A 17,952-nucleotide genomic window follows, 5' to 3' on the forward strand; every position below is an offset into this window, starting at 1 on the left:
CGGGGGGCCCGGCGGTCGTGGGCGGGTACACCCACCCGCCTGGACGCCCTCAGTTCGACACGCCCCCAAATCTCCACTTTCGTATGGGTAGATGTAGATCACTCCAGATCGATCCAGATCACCGAGTGCTGATCTCTGATCACTCCCCAAACACCGGAGGGCGCTGTGCGGCCGGAGGGCTACGACTACGACACCCACAGCCGACTGGCCGGTCCGCTCACGGAGCCGTCCGGCGACGCGTACCGGGTGCGGTACATCTCGCTGCTCTCCCGCGAGCCCCGGCGAATAAAAGCCGTCCTCCTGATGACCCTCGCGCCCCTGCTCACCGGCGCCCTGCTGGTCTACCTGGTCTGGCCGAGCCACTGGGTGGAGCGCGACGGCGCGGACACCTGGCTGACCGTCCTCGACGTCACCATGCTGGTGGCGATCGGCCTCATCGAGCTGTTCATGGTCGTCAACGTCGCCTCCGTCGCCCACGCCACGATGGTCGCCCGCGATCCCGTCCCGGTGACCCCCGCCCCCGGCACCCGGGTCGCCTTCCTCACCACGTACGTCCCGGGCAAGGAACCCCTCGCCATGGTCCGCGCCACCCTGGCGGGCGCCACCCGTCTCACCGGCACCGGCCCCGGCTCCGTCCTCGACGTCTGGCTCCTCGACGAGGGCGACGACCCCGACGCCAGGGCCCTCTGCGCGGAACTCGGCGTGCGCCACTTCACCCGCCGGGGCGTCCCCGAGTGGAACCGCGACACCGGCGTCCACAAGGCCCGCACCAAGCACGGCAACTACAACGCCTGGATCGCCATGCACGGCGGCGACTACGAGTTCTTCGCCTCCGTCGACACCGACCACGTCCCGCTCCCCGGCTTCCTGGAGCGGATGCTCGGCTACTTCCGCGACCCGGACGTCGCCTTCGTCGTCGGCCCCCAGGTGTACGGCAACTACCACAACCCCGTCACCAAGGCCGCCGAGTCGCAGCAGTTCCTCTTCCACGCCCTCATCCAGCGGGCCGGCAACCGCTACCGCGCCCCCATGTTCGTCGGCACCAACAACGTCGTCCGGATCGCGGCCGTCCGCCAGGTCGGCGGCCTGTACGACTCCATCACCGAGGACATGGCGACGGGGTTCGAGATCCACCACCACCGCAACCCGGCCACCGGCAACCACTGGCAGTCCGTGTACACCCCCGACGTGCTCGCCGTCGGCGAGGGCCCGGCCTCCTGGACCGACTTCTTCACCCAGCAGATGCGCTGGTCCCGGGGCACCTACGAGACGCTCATCAGGCAGTACCGGAAGGGGGCGCCGCGGATGCCCGCGGGCCGTCTCCTGTCCTACACGCTGATGCTCGTCTACTACCCCATGACGGCCGTCAACTGGCTCCTCGGCATCCTGAGCTGCGTCCTCTTCCTCTGGTTCGGCGCCTCCGGCACCGAGGTCGCCGCCTCCGTCTGGCTGATGCTCTACAGCGACGCCGCCGCCCTGCAGATCGGCCTCTACCTCTGGAACCGGCGTCACAACGTCTCCCCGCACGAACCGCAGGGCTCCGGCGGGCTGGCCGGCATGGCGATGTCGGCGCTCTCCGCCCCGATCTACCTCAAGTCCCTCGCCGAGGCCGTGCTGCGCCGCCCCAGCCGCTTCGTCGTCACCCCCAAGGGCGACGGCGCCAGCCCCGACCGGCTGCTCACCTTCCGCATCCACCTCTCCTGGGCGTTCCTGCTGCTCGCCTCCCTGGTCGCCTCCGCCGCCCTGGACCACACCCACGCGGCGATGCGCACCTGGGCGCTGCTGGCCGTGGCGATCTCCCTGGCCCCGGTGGCGGTCTGGGCGGCCACCGCCCGCCGCGCCCGCCGCGCGGCCCGGCCCGCCCCGCGGCCCACCGCCCCGCAGCAGTCCTCCGCCCCGCAGGACCTCCTCACCGCCACGCCCGCCCTGGCCGCCACCGGAGCCACCACGTCCGTCTCCGGCACCATGACAGGAGGCAACTAGGCCATGGCCTACCAGCTCTCGCAGAAGACCAAGAAGACCGTCCTGGGCGTCGGCGGCGTCGCCCTGCTGGCCGGTCTCAACGCCCCCGCCGCGCTCGACTTCGCGGGCGCGAAGTATCACGACTACAAGATCTCCCGGCCCTCGTACAAGGCGAAGTACGGCTCCTGGGCCCAGATCGGCATCCCGGAGGAGTACCGCACCAACGCCATCCACGCGGCGCTGCTGCGCACCGGCAAGGTGCTGATCGTGGCCGGCTCCGGCAACGAGCAGAAGAAGTTCGACAAGGGCTCCTTCGACACCGTGCTGTGGGACCCGGAGAGGAACACCTTCAAGAAGGTCGCCACCCCGGAGGACTTCTTCTGCTCCGGTCACGCGGCCCTCCCCGACGGCCGGCTGCTGGTGGCCGGCGGCACCGCCCGCTACGAACTCCTGAACGGCGAGGTGGACCGGGCGGGCGGCGGCATGCGGGTGAAGAACGAGAACCCGGACAAGCCCGTGACCCTGCCCAAGGGCACCCGCTTCCGCTCGCCCGCGGGCGTCGAGTACGTCTCCAGGTTCGCGGTCACCCTCCCGAAGGCCAAGCGCTCCTTCGAGGTCACCCGGGACGCGCGCGGTGTGGTCCAGCCCTGGGAGACCAAGGTCACCGCCAGTGAGCGGCGGGTCTTCGTGGAGGCCGCCGAGAAGGGCCCGCTGTCGGTCACCGACTCGCAGGCCCAGTACGAGATCGTCGGTCTGCGGGGCGACGCCGCCGCCAACACCTACGGCCTCTCGGAGAAGATCACCCTGGAGAAGCAGGACTTCCAGGGCATCCGCGCGGCCTACGAGTTCGACCCGGTCGCCGAGAAGTACGTCCCCGTCGACCCGATGGACAAGGCCCGCTGGTACCCGACGCTGGTCGGCCTCGACGACGGACGGATCCTCGCCGCCTCCGGCCTCGACGACGTCGGCGTGATCGACCCGGGCGACAACGAGATCTACGACCCGGAGACCAAGAAGTGGTCACCCGGGCCCAAGCGGTACTTCCCGACCTACCCCGCCCTCTTCCTCACCAAGGGCGGCAAACTCTTCTACTCCGGCTCCAACGCCGGGTACGGACCGGCGGACAAGGGCCGGGTGCCGGGCCTGTGGGACCTGGAGACCAACAGCTTCCGCAAGGTGCCCGGACTCACCCGCCCCGACCAGTTGGAGACCTCCGCGTCGCTGCTGCTGCCCCCCGCGCAGGACCAGAAGGTGATGGTGCTGGGCGGCGGCGGGGTCGGCGAGTCGAAGAAGGCGACCGAGCGCACGGCCGTCGTGGACCTGAAGGCGGACAACCCCGTCTTCAAGGAGGGCCCGGACCTGCCGCAGGGCACCCGCTACCTGAACAGCGTGATCATGCCGGACGACACCGTCTTCACCTCCAACGGCGCCGCGGACTACCGCGGCCGCAGCGCCAGCAACATCCTCAAGGCGCAGGTCTACGACCCGAGGAGCAACGCCTTCAAGGAGGCGGCGGCGCCCGCGGTGGGCCGCAACTACCACTCCGAGGCGCTGCTGCTGCCGGACGGCCGGGTCGCCACCTTCGGCTCCGACCCGCTCTTCGACGACCAGCAGAACACCAAGCTGGGCCACTTCGAGCAGCGCATGGAGGTCTTCACCCCGGCCGCCCTGCACCGGAACACGGCCCGCCGGCCGGTACTGAAGGACGGCCCGCGGGCACTCGACGCGGACCACCGGGTGACCTACCGCACCGCCCACCCCGACCGGGTGGCCGAGGCCCGGCTGATGCGGCCGAGCGCGGTGACCCACACCACGGACGTCGAGCAGCGGTCCATCGAACTGAAGGTGACCCGGAAGTCCGGCCAGGTCACCTTCGACGTGCCGCGCGACCGCACCCTGGTCCCGCCGGGCTGGTACATGCTCTTCGTCACCGACGCCGACGGCACCCCGTCGAAGGCGAAGTGGGTCCAGGTGACGTAGCGGGTGCCCCGGCCTCACGCCCTGGAGTTGCGCGCCAGCTCCAGGGCGTACTGCGGCCACCACCGCCCGGCGTCCGGCCCGCCCTCGCAGGCACCGTCCGACTCGCCGGGCCGCTTGATCCACAGGTAGGCGTCGACGGCCGGGTCACCGGTGTCGGTGGTCGGCCGGGCCCCCAGCGCCCGGCCCGGCGGGTTGCACCAGGCGCCGGGCAGCGGGCCGTTCCCGTTGCGGCTGGTGTCCACGACGAAGTGCTTGCCGCCCAGCTCCGCGCCGAGCCGCTTGCCGTACGTCTTCACCACCGCGTCGGTCTGGAAGTTGGAGACGTTGAGCGCGAAGCCGTCGGCGTCCGCGATGCCGGCCCGCTTCAGCGGGTCGACCAGTTTGCCGGGCTCGGTGATCCAGGCCGGGTTGCCCGCGTCCAGATAGACCGCGGTGTTCGGCTGCGCCTTCAGCCGGGTGATCGCCTCGCCCAGCAGCCGCTCGCGCTCGGCGTGCAGCTCGCCGGGCGTGCAGCCGTCGACGATGTGCGCGACGGCGTCCGGCTCCAGCACCACGAGTGCCCTGGCGTCGCCGATCGCGTCGGCGAACCTGCCGATCCACCGCCGGTAGGCGTCCGCGTCGTCCGCGCCGCCCGCCGAGTGCTGGCCGCAGTCGCGGTGCGGGATGTTGTAGGCGGTCAGCAGCACCGTCCTGCCGGCCTCGGTCGCGGCCCGGGTGGCCCGGCGCACCAGCGGGGCGGGGTCGATCTCCCCGGCCGGCCAGAGCGCGGCGGGCTGCCCGGCGATCCGCTGGAGCAGGACGGCGTCCTCCTCGCGGCCCTGCCGCTCCCACAGGGCGCGCTGCCGGGCGGCGGGGCTCTCCGGGTCGACCCAGAAGGCGGAGTCCGCCGGGTCCGCCCGCTTCCTGGCGGTGCCGGCGACGGACGCCTCGTCGACGCCGGGGGCGGACGAGCAGCCCACCGCGAGGGCGAGGGCGGTGAGCGCCGAGAGGGTGTGGATCAGCCGGGACATTGCTGCTCCCTGAGGTGAGGCAGAGTGTGTCGATTTGTCACGATCCGTCACCTATCGTGACATAGCGGGTGGAGCGTGCCGGGTAGCGCCATGCCCGGCGGGGCGGCCCGAAAGGTGAGATCGAGCTGACCGAGATGTGACCGGCCGGTAAGGTGTGCTGTCGTGCCGAAGCCGCTCAGTCTCTCTTTCGACCCCATCGCCCGCGCCGACGAAAGCTGGAAGCAGCGCTGGGGAAGCGTCCCCTCCATGGCCGCGATCACGTCGATCATGCGGGCGCAGCAGATCCTGCTGGCCGAGGTGGACGCGGCGGTCAAGCCGTACGGGCTGACCTTCGCCCGGTACGAGGCGCTGGTCCTGCTGACCTTCTCCAAGTCGGGCGAACTGCCGATGTCCAAGATCGGCGAACGGCTGATGGTGCACCCCACCTCGGTCACGAACACCGTCGACCGGCTGGTGCGCTCGGGGCTCGTCGCCAAGCGCCCCAACCCGCACGACGGCCGGGGCACGCTCGCCTCCATCACCGACCGGGGCCGCGAGGTGGTCGAGTCCGCCACCCGCGACCTGATGGCCATGGACTTCGGCCTCGGCGCCTACGACGCGGAGGAGTGCGGCGAGATCTTCGCCATGCTGCGCCCGCTGCGGGTGTCGGCGGGCGACTTCGACGAGGAGTGAACGGGCCCCGGGCCCGCCGAACCCGCCCGAAGATCACCCGGAACGTCTCGTTACGCTCGTAGTCATGAAAAAGAGCGTGCTGACCCGCTACCGGGTCATGGCGTACGTCACCGGCGTGCTGCTGATCCTGCTGTGCCTGGGCATGATCGCGAAGTACCTGCTGGACGTGGACGGTGCCGACGACTTCACCCGCGTCGTGAGCATCGCGCACGGCTGGCTCTACGTCGTCTACCTCGTCTTCGCCTTCGACCTCGGCGCCAAGGCGAAGTGGCCGGTCAAGAAGCAGTTGTGGGTCCTGCTCGCCGGGACCATCCCGACGGCCGCGTTCTTCGTGGAGCGCCGGATCACCCCGGAGCTGCGGTCCAGGATCGCGCCGGCCGGCCCGGTGGCCGCCAAGGCGTAGCGGGCTTCCTCGCCGCCGTGCGGAGACCCGTACGGCGGTGCGGCATCGACAAGTACTAGGACGTCCTAGTAAATTCGAAGGTATGAACGCTGACGTCATAGAGGAGGGCCGCCGACGCTGGCAGGCCCGGTACGACGGCGCGCGCACCCGCGAGGCCGACTTCAGCACGCTCTCCGGTGATCCCGTGGAGCCGGTGTACGGGCCCCGGCCCGGCGACAGGTACGAGGGCTTCGAGCGGATCGGCTGGCCGGGGGAGTACCCCTTCACCCGCGGCCTGTATCCGACCGGCTACCGGGGGCGTACCTGGACCATCCGGCAGTTCGCCGGATTCGGCAACGCCGCGCAGACCAACGAGCGCTACAAGACCATCCTGCGCAACGGCGGCGGCGGACTCTCGGTCGCCTTCGACATGCCGACCCTGATGGGCCGCGACTCCGACGACCCGCGCGCGCTGGGCGAGGTCGGGCACTGCGGGGTCGCCATCGACTCGGCCGCCGACATGGAGGCGCTCTTCGCGGGCATCCCGCTCGGGGACGTGACCACCTCCATGACGATCAGCGGACCGGCCGTGCCCGTCTTCTGCATGTACCTGGTCGCCGCCGAGCGCCAGGGCGTCGACCCGGCCGTGCTCAACGGCACCCTCCAGACCGACATCTTCAAGGAGTACATCGCCCAGAAGGAGTGGCTCTTCCAGCCCGAGCCGCACCTGCGCCTGATCGGCGACCTGATGGAGTACTGCGCGGCCGGCATCCCCGCCTACAAGCCGCTCTCGGTCTCCGGCTACCACATCCGCGAGGCCGGCTCCACGGCCGCGCAGGAACTGGCGTACACCCTCGCCGACGGCTTCGGCTACGTGGAGCTGGGGCTGAGCCGCGGCCTCGACGTGGACGTCTTCGCCCCCGGCCTCTCCTTCTTCTTCGACGCCCACGTCGACTTCTTCGAGGAGATCGCCAAGTTCCGGGCCGCGCGCCGGATCTGGGCGCGCTGGATGCGGGACGTGTACGGGGCGAAGACCGAGAAGGCCCAGTGGCTCAGGTTCCACACCCAGACCGCGGGCGTCTCGCTCACCGCGCAGCAGCCGTACAACAACGTGGTGCGTACGGCCGTGGAGGCGCTGGCGGCGGTGCTCGGCGGGACCAACTCGCTGCACACCAACGCCCTGGACGAGACCCTCGCCCTGCCGAGCGAACAGGCCGCCGAGATCGCCCTGCGGACCCAGCAGGTACTGATGGAGGAGACCGGCGTCGCCGACGTCGCCGACCCGCTGGGCGGATCGTGGTTCGTCGAGCAGTCGACCGACCGGATCGAGGCCGAGGCGGAGAAGATCTTCGAGCGGATCAGGGAGCGGGGCCTGCGCGCCCACCCGGACGGGCGCCACCCCATCGGGCCGCTCACCTCCGGCATCCTGCGGGGCATAGAGGACGGCTGGTTCACCGGCGAGATCGCCGAGTCGGCCTTCCGTTACCAGCGGTCCCTGGAGAAGGGCGACAAACGGGTCGTCGGCGTCAACGCCCACACCGGGTCCGTCACCGGCGACCTGGAGATCATGCGGGTCGGCCACGAGGTGGAGCGGGAGCAGATCCGGGCCCTGGCCGCGCGCAAGGACACCCGGGACGAGGCGGCCGTGCGCGCCGCCCTGGACGCCATGCTGGCCGCGGCCCGCTCCGGCGCCGGCATGATCGCACCGATGCTGGACGCGGCCCGCGCGGAGGCGACGCTGGGCGAGATCTGCGGGGTGCTGCGGGACGAGTGGGGCGTCTACACGGAACCCCCGGGCTTCTGACCCGCACCGCCCGCCGGGGGACCGGGGACCGGGGCGGGGCGAGGGGCTGGGGGACTGGACTACCCCCGCTCACCACCCGGCTCGGCCGGCCGGGAGGCGAGGCCCAGCAGCAGCACCCGGGTGAAGCCGCGCACCCACTCCTCGTCCGCCGGCTCCGCGCTCACCAGGGTGCGGTGCACCACCGCGCCCGCGACCACGTCGAAGATCAGATCCGCCGTGCGGGCCGCCACCTCGGCGTCCGGCTCGGCCGGCAGCTCCCCCCGCGCCTGGGCCCGCGCCCGCCCCTCCAGCACCAGGCGCTTCTGCCGCGCCACGATCGAACAGCGGATGCGCTCGCGCAGCGCCTCGTCGCGGGTCGACTCCGCGACCACCGCCATCAGGCCGTTCCTGGCCTCCGCGCGGGCCAGGATCGCCGCGAACTGGAGCACCACACCCTCGATGTCGGCGGCCAGACTGCCCCGGTCGGGCAGCCACAGCTCGTCGAACAACTCGGCGACCGCGTCGACCACCAGTTCGTTCTTGCCCGCCCAGCGCCGGTACAGGGTCGTCTTCGCCACCCCCGCCCGCAGCGCCACGTCCGAGAGCGTCAGCTTCGACCACCCGAGTTCGACCAGCGCCTCCCGCGTCGCGGCCAGGATCGCGGCGTCCGCCGCGGCGCTCCGAGGACGCCCGGCACGGCTGACGGGAATGCGGCTCTGCATCCCACGACCATATCCGGCGGGTCCTGTGAGGCCGTGAGGGAGATCACCGGGAGACGGTGGCCCGGCCCCCGCCGCGCGCATTACGCTACGACGCGTAGCGAAAGCGCGGGAGCGGACGTACCCGGGCGGCGGCCACACGGCGCGGGTGGGGACCCGGCGCCGAACAGCACACATCAGGGCGGCCTTCGGCACCGCTTTTCACAGACGCGCGCGGTACGGGGGAGGATAGGCCCATGCAGCCACGGAACATGTCCATGAGCGGGGTCGTCGACCTCGCCGCGGTGAAGGCGGCCCAGGAGGCCAAGGCCAAGGCGGAGCAGGCGCGCGCCCAGGCCGCGCAGGAGGGCGGCGGCGGCGCCGTCTCCCCCGCCGACCTCGTCATCGACGTCGACGAGGCGGGCTTCGAGAACGATGTCCTGCAGCGCTCCACCGAGGTCCCGGTCGTCATCGACTTCTGGGCCGAGTGGTGCGAGCCCTGCAAGCAGTTGAGCCCGCTCCTGGATCGGCTCGCCGTCGAGTACAACGGCCGGTTCGTCCTCGCCCGGGTCGACGTCGACGCCAACCAGATGCTGATGCAGCAGTTCGGCATCCAGGGCATCCCCGCCGTCTTCGCGGTGGTCGCCGGGCAGGCGCTGCCGCTCTTCCAGGGAGCCGCCGGTGAGGCCCAGATCCGCCAGACCCTGGACCAGTTGATCCAGGTCGCCGAGGAGCGCTTCGGCCTGACCGGTCTGGCCGTCGACCCCGACGCCGGTCCGGGCGCGGTCCAGGAGGCCCCCGAGGCACCGGCCGGCCCCCACGACGCCGCGCTGGAGGCCGCCGTCCGGGCCTTGGACGCGGGCGATCTGGGCGGCGCGGTCCGCGCCTATCAGAACGTGCTCAACGACGACCCGGCCAACATGGAGGCCAAACTCGGCCTCGCGCAGGCCGAGTTGCTCCAGCGGGTGGAGGGCATGGACCCGCAGCGGGTGCGCAGGGAGGCCGCCGACAACCCGGCCGACGTGTCCGCGCAGATCGCCGCCGCCGACCTCGACCTGGTGGGCGGGCATGTCGAGGACGCCTTCGGGCGCCTCATCGACACCGTGCGCCGCACCTTCGGCGACGACCGGAACGCCGTACGGGTGCGGCTGCTGGAACTGTTCGAAGTGGTCGGCGCCGAGGACCCGCGAGTGACGGCGGCCCGCCGGGCGCTGGCCCGCGCCCTGTTCTGAGCCGGTTTCTTATCGGAAAGTGAGCGGTGGAGCCGCGAAGCGGCCGCGTTTTGCCAAAACTTGGTGAACGCGGCCGCTGTTACTGCGAGTAAGTCACTGTCGGTGGAGTGTCGGGTTCTGTCCGCCGATCCATGGTTTTGTCCCATCCCTGGGTGACACCCAGCGTCGCCGGACGGCTCCTTCGGGCCGCCCGGCGGTTATCGCGCCGTTACTAGTGAGTAACGAACCCCTTGTGCGGGCGGCGAGAATGCACCACGATCGGCGACGCTCGGTCCCTTCCCGTACCCCGGCAGCCATTCGGGTCACGGGGCTTCCTGGGTCCCCACCGAGCAGGGCCGGCGCCAGAGAGCCGGCCTTTGGGCAGGGGGGTCTTCGCTCACCCGGCGAAGCCTGCCCGACAAGGTTGTGCGTGATGCGTGTCAGGCGCGACCAGTGGTTGTCGCTCGGGGGTGATCGCCGGTGATTCGGGCGCGCGGTGCGTGCCGCCGAGTCCGGGCGCTCTCCTTTCCGAGGACGTAGCACTTCTCCCATCCCTGCCCGACCGAGCCGCCGCATTCGGGGGCGAGCCGAGGCCAGGAGATGTACGTCCGAGAAGGAGGAAATATGGAGTCCCAAGTGCGTGGCGGGACGAGATGGAAGCGGTTCGCTGTGGTCATGGTGCCCAGCGTCGCCGCTACGGCAGCGATAGGTGTCGCCCTGGCTCAGGGCGCGCTCGCGGCGTCGTTCAGTGTGTCGGGGCAGCAGTTCAAGGTGAGTGCCGACAAGCTCACCGGTACCGGGTTCTCTCAGTACGGGGCTTATGACGAGGGTGTCGGCGGCAACCACGCCGTCGCCGTCTCGGCGTTCGACAAGGCCACGATCAAGAACCTGTGCCAGTCGGTCGTCACCCCGAACATCCCGCTCGTCGGCACCGTCACCCTGCGGCTGGAGGCGGGCGACAGCGAGGACACGAAGAAGCAGGTCAAAGCCGACCAGTTGTACATCGACATCGCGGACCTCGAAGCGGACGCCACGTTCAAGGACATCGACATCGGTGTCGCGGCCGGGACGATCGACAAGGGTCCCGGCATCAAGAGCGGTGACCACGCCAGCGCGGGCGGGTTCGCCCAGCAGGCCAACCGCGCCGTGCTGACCGATGTGGAGCAGACGGCGTGGGCCACCACCGCCGGGACCTTCAAGCTCAGCGGTCTTCACATGTCGCTCAAGAAGGGCGCCGGCGAAGGCGTCGAGTGCTACTGAGCCGTCGCTGACGGGCGGGGGCCGGCCGCGCCCCCGCCCGTCCACCCACATCACCACCACAGCAACGCTGTACCAGGGAGCTGTTTTCCATGAGCGCCGAGACTCCTGCCGCCGCCGGCCAGTTCACCCGCCGCAGGCAGCAGTTCCGAGACTGGCGGGGTACCCGGCCGTTCTGGGCGGGTCTGCTCGTCCTGCTCGGCGGCTTCCCGATCATGTACTTCCCGTACGCGAACCTGAAGTTCGGCAACCTCACCGTGGCGATGGCCACCACCGCCGGCGCCGGCTCCCTGATCATCGGCGTGCTGCTGGTCGTCCTCGGCATCAGCCTCTGGTTCCAGAAGCACGTACGGGTCTTCGCGGGTGTCGCGGCGATTCTGCTCGCCCTGGTGTCCATCCCCGTGTCCAACTTCGGCGGCTTCGTCATCGGTTTCATGCTTTCGCTCATCGGCGGAGCGCTGGCCGTGGCGTGGGCGCCGGGTGAGCCGCAGGCGGCGGAGGGCACCGCGGGTGGACCGCACGATCTGTCAGGAACGATCCCGGCCACCGGGGCGAACGGGAGGCACAGTGCCGGCTGACGAGGTGACTCACAGGGCTGACGCAGAGGCGTTCCGCGTGAGAACCGGGCCGCGCCACGCGGCACCCAAGAAGCCGCTGCTCACCAGGTTCCACGTCCCGGCCGGCAAGGCGATAGCCCTGGCGGCGATGCCCACGGCCGTCCTCATGGGCATGGGCTTCACGCCGACGCTGGCCGTCGCCGACGGCAGTGACCCGGCGTCGTCGTCGAAGAGCCTGACCGCCGACGAGTACAAGGCGTGCGTGGAGGCCCTGGCGCGGGACAAGGACGGCGCCTCCGCGTCGGCCACGCCGTCGCCGTCGGCGAGCGCGAGCGCGTCCGGTGGCGCCGAGCCGAGCCCGTCGGCCTCCGCCACGAGCACCGGCCCGAGCACGGGTACGGGTACGGACCCGGAGACGGGTACCGGCAGCGGTACGGACAAGGGTGCGGCCTCTTCGTCGGATTCAGGTTCCGACGACAAGGCGGCGTCCGAGCCGTCCGGCTCCGCGTCGGCTGCGGCGTCGCCCGGGAAGGAGCCGGCCGCCCAGACGTCCCCGTCCCCGTCGGCCACCGAGGGCGGCGGGCTCCTCCAGGGCATCGGCGACGCCCTGGAGGACCTCCTCACCGGCGGCAAGAAGGACGAGGAGTCCACGGCCCCCGCGGCCACCCCGTCCCCGTCCGCGTCCGCGTCGGCCACCGCGAGCCCGTCGAAGGGAGCGACCGGGGACGGCGACGACACCGCGCCGGCGCAGGGCGGCGAGAGCACCGGGAGCGGCGAGCAGACCGGCGAGACGGCCGAAGACCCCGGGCCGGGCGCCGGCGGGACCGCCGAGGACCCGCTGGACCCGACCGGCGACACCACCGCCTCGCCCAGCTCCACCCCCACCCCCACCGCGTCCGAGAGCGCCACCACGGACCCTGTGGACTGCCCGATCGCCACCGACGAGGAGGGCGGCGTCGACAACACCCTCCCGGTGCCGGACGACCCCTGGTACCTGGACGCCAGCTCGCTGACGCTGAAGGGCGCCTCCTACAAGGGCATCGTCAAGGTGCGGACCGCCGGCGGGACCACCAAGAAGGTGCTGAAGTACGTCATATCCAACGGCACCGACATCGGCGACCTGCACCAGACGGTCAAGGACGACCTGACCGGCAAGACCTACCACGTCCAGGCGGCCAAGGGCTCGACGTCCACGATCACCGACGGCGACACGGTGATGTACACGGAGAGCATCTCCGGCAACCTGCTGGGGCTGGTCCCGATCACCTTCGACGTGGAGAACCCGCCGCCGCTCGACATCCCGCTGATCTACTTCACCAAGGCGAAGGTCGTGCAGGCCGGCCAGTTCGGCGGGACGCTGACCATCCCGGGGCTGCACCAGTACATGACCGACTGAGGAGCACCCGACCCACCGACCCGTTCGGGAGCCGCACACCGCTGAGGGCGCCCCCCTTCTCCAGGGGGACGCCCTCAGCGCCGTTCGGCCGTTCGGTCAGGACACTCAGTCGCGGGCGGCCTCGCCCAGGTGGTGCACGCGGACCATGTTGGTGGTGCCGGGCACGCCGGGGGGCGAACCGGCGGTGATCACCACGATCTCGCCGTCGTTGAAGCGGTTGAGCTTCACCATCTCCTGGTCCACTAGGTCGACCATCTCGTCGGTGCTGTTCACGAACGGCACGACGTACGACTCCACGCCCCAGCTCAGCGCGAGCTGGTTGCGGGTGGACTCGTCGGTGGTGAAGGCGACGATGGGCTGGGCCGCGCGGTAGCGGGAGAGCCGGCGGGCGGTGTCCCCGGACTGGGTGAAGGCCACCAGCCCGCGGGCGCCGAGGAAGTCGGCGATCTCGGCGGCGGCACGGGCCACCGAACCGCCCTGGGTGCGCGGCTTCTTGCCCGGCACCAGCGGCTGCAGGCCCTTGGAGAGCAGCTCCTGCTCGGCCGCGGTGACGATCTTCGACATCGTCTTCACGGTCTCGATCGGGTACGCGCCCACGCTCGACTCGGCGGACAGCATGACCGCGTCGGCGCCGTCCAGGATCGCGTTGGCGACGTCGGACGCCTCGGCGCGGGTCGGCCGCGAGTTGGTGATCATCGACTCCATCATCTGGGTCGCCACGATCACCGGCTTGGCGTTGCGGCGGCACAGCTCGATGAGCCGCTTCTGCACCATGGGGACCTTTTCGAGCGGGTACTCGACGGCGAGGTCGCCGCGGGCGACCATGACGCTGTCGAACGCCATCACGACGTCCTCCATGTTCTCGACCGCCTGCGGCTTCTCCACCTTGGCGACGACCGGGACGCGGCGGCCCTCCTCGTCCATGACGCGGTGCACGTCCTGGATGTCCTTGGCGTCGCGGACGAAGGAGAGCGCGACCATGTCGCAGCCCATGCCCAGCGCGAAGCGGAGGTCCTCGATGTCCTTCTCGGACAGCGCGGGCACGTTGACGGCCGCGCCGGGCAGGTTGATGCCCTTGTGGTCGGAGATGACGCCGCCCTCGATGACGATCGTCTTCACCAGCGGGCCCTCGACCGAGGTGACCTTCAGCTCGACGTTGCCGTCGTTGATGAGGATCTGGTCGCCCTTGGTGACGTCGCCGGGCAGGCCCTTGTACGTCGTGCCGCAGATCGTCCGGTCGCCCGGCACGTCCTCGGTGGTGATGGTGAACTCGTCACCCCGCACCAGTTCGACGGGGCCCTCGGCGAAGGTCTCCAGCCGGATCTTCGGGCCCTGGAGGTCGGCGAGCACACCGATGGCCCGGCCGGTCTCCTTGGCGGCGGCCCGGACGCGGTCGTACCGGCCCTGGTGCTCGGCGTGGGTGCCGTGGCTGAAGTTGAAGCGGGCCACGTTCATGCCGGCTTCGATCAGGGCGACGAGCTGCTCATGGGAGTCGACCGCGGGGCCGAGAGTACAGACGATTTTCGAACGGCGCATGGGGCGATCCTATCGGTTTGTTTCGCCACGGAATATTCCGTCTGACGGAAGATACAAATGGGCACCGGGGTGCTCAGGTGCACCACCGTGAATTCATCGGCTGTTCTTTCCGACCAGCGCGTAGGTCTGGGTCGCGATCTCCAATTCCTCGTCGGTCGGCACCACGGCGACCGCCACCCGGGCGCCCTCGGGCGAGATCAGCCGCGGCCCGTCGCCGCGGCCGGCGTTCCGCTCGGCGTCGACCGCGAGGCCGAGCCCCGCCAGGCCCGCCACGGCCGCCTCCCGCACCGCCGCCGCGTTCTCGCCGACCCCGGCGGTGAAGGCGATCGCGTCCACCCGCCCGAGAACGGCGTAATAGGCGCCGATGTACTTCTTCAGCCGGTGAATGTAGATGTCGAACGCGAGCCGCGCCCGCTCGTCACCCTCGTCCACCCGGCGGCGGATCTCCCTCATGTCGTTGTCGCCGCAGAGCCCGATCAGACCGCTCCGCTTGTTGAGAAGAGTGTCGATCTCGTCGGCGGACATTTTGCCCACGCGCATCAAATGGAAGATGACGGCCGGGTCCATGTCTCCGGAGCGGGTACCCATCACCAGCCCCTCCAGCGGCGTCAGCCCCATGGAGGTGTCCACGCACCGGCCGCCCTCGACGGCGGAGGCGGAGGCTCCGTTGCCCAGGTGGAGCACGATCACGTTCACCTCTTCGGGTGACCTGCCCAGCAGTTTCGCCGTCTCCCGTGAGACGTAGGCGTGCGAGGTGCCGTGGAAGCCGTAGCGGCGGATGCGGTGCGCGTCGGCGGTCTCGGTGTCGATCGCGTAGCGCGCGGCCGACTCCGGCATCGTGGTGTGGAACGCGGTGTCGAAGACGGCGACCTGCGGCAGGTCGGGGCGGAGCGCCTGGGCGGTGCGGATGCCGGTGAGGTTGGCCGGGTTGTGCAGCGGGGCGACCGGGACGAGCCGCTCGATCTCGGCGAGGACGGCGTCGTCCACCACGGTCGGCTCGGTGAACTTCAGACCGCCGTGCACCACCCGGTGGCCTATCGCGGCCAGTTCCGGCGAGTCCAGGCCCAGGCCGTCGGCGGCCAGTTCCTCGGCGACCGCCTTCAGGGCCGCCTCGTGGTCGGCGATTCGACCGGTCCGCTCCCGGGACTCCCCGCCCGCGGGGGTGTGCTTGAGCCGGGAGGTCCGCTCGCCGATGCGCTCGACCAGCCCGGTCGCCAGCCGGCCGCTGTCGCGCGCGTCGAGCAACTGGTACTTCACCGACGAGGAGCCGGAGTTCAGTACGAGGACACGGGTGGGGCTGCTCACTGGGCGGTCGCCTTCTCACTGGGGGACTGCGGGCTGGGGGACTGCGGGGCGGGGGACTGCGGGGCGGGGGTCTGGGCCTGGATCGCCGTGATGGCGACCGTGTTCACGATGTCCTGCACGAGGGCGCCCCGGGACAGGTCGTTGACCGGCTTGCGCAGGCCCTGCAGCACCGGGCCGACGGCGATCGCGCCGGCCGAGCGCTGCACGGCCTTGTACGTGTTGTTGCCGGTGTTCAGGTCGGGGAAGATCAGCACGCTGGCCTGCCCGGCGACCTGGGAGCCGGGCAGCTTGGTCGCGGCGACGGTCGGCTCGACCGCGGCGTCGTACTGGATCGGGCCCTCGATCATCAGGTCGGGGCGGCGCGCGCGGGCCAGCTCGGTCGCCTCGCGCACCTTGTCGACGTCGGCGCCGGAGCCGGAGGTGCCGGTCGAGTACGACAGCATCGCGATCCGCGGCTCGACGCCGAACTGGGCCGCCGTGGACGCCGCCTGGAGGGCGATGTCGGCGAGCTGCTCGGCGTTCGGGTCCGGGTTGACCGCGCAGTCGCCGTAGACGAGCACCTTGTCGGCCAGGCACATGAAGAAGACCGAGGAGACGATGGAGGCGTCCGGCTTGGTCTTGATGATCTCGAAGCCGGGCCGGATGGTGGCCGCCGTGGAGTGCACCGACCCGGAGACCATGCCGTCGGCGAGGCCCTCCTGCACCATCAGCGTGCCGAAGTAGTTCACGTCGGAGACGACGTCGTACGCCAGCTCGACGGTGACGCCCTTGTGGGCGCGCAGGGCCGCGTACCGCTCGGCGAAGGAGTCGCGCAGCTCGCTGGTGGCCGGGTCGATGAGCTGCGAGTCACCCAGGTCGATGCCGAGGTCGGCGGCCTTCTTGCGGATCTGCTCGACCGGTCCGAGCAGGGTCAGCTCGCACACCCCGCGGCGCAGCAGCACCTCCGCCGCGTGCAGCACGCGCGGTTCGGTGCCCTCGGGCAGCACCACCCGGCGCAGGTCGGAACGGGCCTGTTCGAGCAGCTTGTGCTCGAACATCATCGGCGTGACGCGGTCGCTGCTGGGCGCGGAGACCCGCTTGTTGAGGGCGGCGGTGTCGACGTACCGCTCGAAGAGGCCGAGCGCGGTCTCCGCCTTGCGCGGGGTGGCCGCGTTCAGCTTGCCCTCCAGGGAGAACAGCCGGGCGGCGGTCGGGAAGCTGTTGCCGGGCACCGCGAGCACCGGCGTGCCGGGGGCGAGCCGGGCGGCCAGGGTGAGGATGGCGTCGCTGGGCACCTCGTCCAGGGTGAGCAGGACGCCGGCTATCGGCGGGGTGCCGGCGCTGTGCGCGGCGAGCGAGCCGATCACCAGGTCGGCGCGGTCGCCGGGGGTGATGACGAGGCAGCCGGGGGTCAGGGCGGCCAGGAGGTTGGGCAGCATGGCCCCGCCGAAGACGAAGTCCAGCGCGTCCCGGGCGAGCCCCGAGTCGTCGCCGAGGATCACCCGGGCGCCGAGGGTGTGGGCGATCTGGGAGACGGTCGGCGCGGAGAGCGCGGGCTCGTCGGGCACGACCCAGCACGGCACCGGCAGCCGGTCGCCGAGCCGCTCGGCGATCCGGTCCCGGTCCTCGCGGGCCACCCGGTTGGTCACCATGGCGAGGACGTCGCAGCCCAGGGAGTCGTAGGCGCGGAAGGCGTTGCGGGTCTCGGCGAGCACCGACTGCGCGGACTGCGCGCGGCCGCCCACGACCGGGATCACGGAGGCCCCGAACTCGTTGGCCAGCCGCGCGTTGAGCGCCAGCTCGTCGGGGAACTGGGTGTCGGCGAAGTCGGTGCCGAGGACGAGGACCACGTCGTAGTCCCGGGCGACCAGGTGGAACCGGTCGACCAGCGCCGAGACCAGCTCGTCGGTGCCCTGCTCGGCCTGGAGGGCGGACGCCTCGCCGTAGCCGATGCCGTAGACGGTGGCCGGGTCCTGGGAGAGCCGGTAGCGGGCGCGCAGCAGCTCGAAGAGGCGGTCGGGCCCGTCGTGGACCAGGGGACGGAAGACGCCGACCCGGTCGACCTGCCGGGTCAGGAGTTCCATCACCCCCAGCTCGACGACCTGGCGGCCGTCGCCGCGGTCGATACCGGTCACGTACACGCTGCGCGTCACGCGTGCTCTCCGTTTCGTCGTCCAGCACAGTCTCGTCGTCCACAGCAAAATCGCCCACCGAGGTGAGCGGA

14 protein-coding genes are annotated in these 17,952 nt (G+C 71.1%); 9 read left to right on the forward strand and 5 right to left on the reverse strand.

The genetic code is table 11. The annotated features are described in order from the left end of the window. Positions 1-165 precede the first annotated feature (165 nt). Both ABEB00_RS07645 and glxA read left to right on the forward strand, forming a co-directional pair. The gene (locus ABEB00_RS07645; RefSeq protein ID WP_345618219.1) at positions 166-1,983 is read left to right on the forward strand and encodes a glycosyltransferase family 2 protein; all 1,818 of its coding nucleotides are present in this window, start codon (positions 166-168) and stop codon (positions 1,981-1,983) included. Positions 1,984-1,986: 3 nt separating this feature from the next. Next, positions 1,987-3,942, forward strand: coding sequence for a radical copper oxidase GlxA (gene glxA, locus ABEB00_RS07650; protein WP_345618220.1), 1,956 nt, complete (start codon positions 1,987-1,989; stop codon positions 3,940-3,942). Between the two features lie 14 nt (positions 3,943-3,956). Here the strand turns inward: glxA and ABEB00_RS07655 are convergent, their stop codons facing one another. Continuing rightward, positions 3,957-4,952 (reverse strand): glycoside hydrolase family 6 protein, encoded by a 996-nt coding sequence (locus ABEB00_RS07655; RefSeq protein ID WP_345618221.1) that lies wholly within the window; start codon positions 4,950-4,952, stop codon positions 3,957-3,959. 162 nt (positions 4,953-5,114) lie between these two features. On the opposite strand from ABEB00_RS07655, the gene ABEB00_RS07660 reads away from it, so the two are divergent. From ABEB00_RS07660 to icmA, 3 genes are all read left to right on the forward strand, one after another. Beyond that, positions 5,115-5,624, forward strand: coding sequence for a MarR family winged helix-turn-helix transcriptional regulator (locus tag ABEB00_RS07660; RefSeq protein WP_345618222.1), 510 nt, complete (start codon positions 5,115-5,117; stop codon positions 5,622-5,624). Positions 5,625-5,688: 64 nt separating this feature from the next. Next, complete coding sequence (locus ABEB00_RS07665) at positions 5,689-6,027, forward strand: DUF3817 domain-containing protein (protein ID WP_345618224.1); 339 nt, start codon at positions 5,689-5,691, stop codon at positions 6,025-6,027. Between the two features lie 82 nt (positions 6,028-6,109). Continuing rightward, positions 6,110-7,810: a coenzyme B12-dependent isobutyryl-CoA mutase large subunit gene (gene icmA, locus ABEB00_RS07670; protein ID WP_345618226.1), complete on the forward strand. Its 1,701-nt coding sequence runs from the start codon at positions 6,110-6,112 to the stop codon at positions 7,808-7,810. Between the two features lie 59 nt (positions 7,811-7,869). Here icmA and ABEB00_RS07675 read toward each other — a convergent pair whose 3' ends face one another. Continuing rightward, the gene (locus ABEB00_RS07675) at positions 7,870-8,511 is read right to left on the reverse strand and encodes a TetR/AcrR family transcriptional regulator (RefSeq protein ID WP_345618228.1); all 642 of its coding nucleotides are present in this window, start codon (positions 8,509-8,511) and stop codon (positions 7,870-7,872) included. A 233-nt stretch (positions 8,512-8,744) separates the two neighbouring features. Here ABEB00_RS07675 and ABEB00_RS07680 point away from each other — a divergent pair, with 233 nt between their 5' ends. The 4 genes from ABEB00_RS07680 to ABEB00_RS07695 all read left to right on the forward strand — a co-directional run bounded on the left by ABEB00_RS07680 (position 8,745) and on the right by ABEB00_RS07695 (position 12,908). After that, positions 8,745-9,719 (forward strand): tetratricopeptide repeat protein, encoded by a 975-nt coding sequence (locus ABEB00_RS07680; RefSeq protein ID WP_345618230.1) that lies wholly within the window; start codon positions 8,745-8,747, stop codon positions 9,717-9,719. A 603-nt stretch (positions 9,720-10,322) separates the two neighbouring features. Then, on the forward strand, positions 10,323-10,958 hold the full coding sequence (locus ABEB00_RS07685; protein ID WP_345618232.1) for a DUF6230 family protein: 636 nt from the start codon (positions 10,323-10,325) through the stop codon (positions 10,956-10,958). An 89-nt stretch (positions 10,959-11,047) separates the two neighbouring features. Further along, positions 11,048-11,533 (forward strand): DUF6114 domain-containing protein, encoded by a 486-nt coding sequence (locus tag ABEB00_RS07690; RefSeq protein WP_345618234.1) that lies wholly within the window; start codon positions 11,048-11,050, stop codon positions 11,531-11,533. Continuing rightward, positions 11,523-12,908 carry a hypothetical protein gene (locus ABEB00_RS07695; protein ID WP_345618236.1) on the forward strand — a complete coding sequence of 462 codons (1,386 nt, stop codon included), beginning with the start codon at positions 11,523-11,525 and terminating at the stop codon, positions 12,906-12,908. The genes ABEB00_RS07690 and ABEB00_RS07695 overlap by 11 nt, the downstream gene beginning before the upstream one ends. A gap of 105 nt (positions 12,909-13,013) precedes the next feature. Here ABEB00_RS07695 and pyk read toward each other — a convergent pair whose 3' ends face one another. The 3 genes from pyk to pta form a co-directional block, all read right to left on the reverse strand. After that, complete coding sequence (gene pyk / locus ABEB00_RS07700; protein ID WP_345618237.1) at positions 13,014-14,444, reverse strand: pyruvate kinase; 1,431 nt, start codon at positions 14,442-14,444, stop codon at positions 13,014-13,016. A 93-nt stretch (positions 14,445-14,537) separates the two neighbouring features. Then, on the reverse strand, positions 14,538-15,749 hold the full coding sequence (locus ABEB00_RS07705) for an acetate kinase (protein WP_345618239.1): 1,212 nt from the start codon (positions 15,747-15,749) through the stop codon (positions 14,538-14,540). Further along, a complete protein-coding gene (pta, locus tag ABEB00_RS07710; protein ID WP_345618240.1) occupies positions 15,746-17,881 on the reverse strand; it encodes a phosphate acetyltransferase in 2,136 nt (711 codons plus the stop codon). Before pta ends, ABEB00_RS07705 begins: the two co-directional genes overlap by 4 nt. Between the last annotated feature and the right edge of the window lie 71 nt (positions 17,882-17,952).

This window comes from Streptomyces ziwulingensis (genome assembly GCF_039542605.1).
Lineage (GTDB): Bacteria > Actinomycetota > Actinomycetes > Streptomycetales > Streptomycetaceae > Streptomyces > Streptomyces ziwulingensis.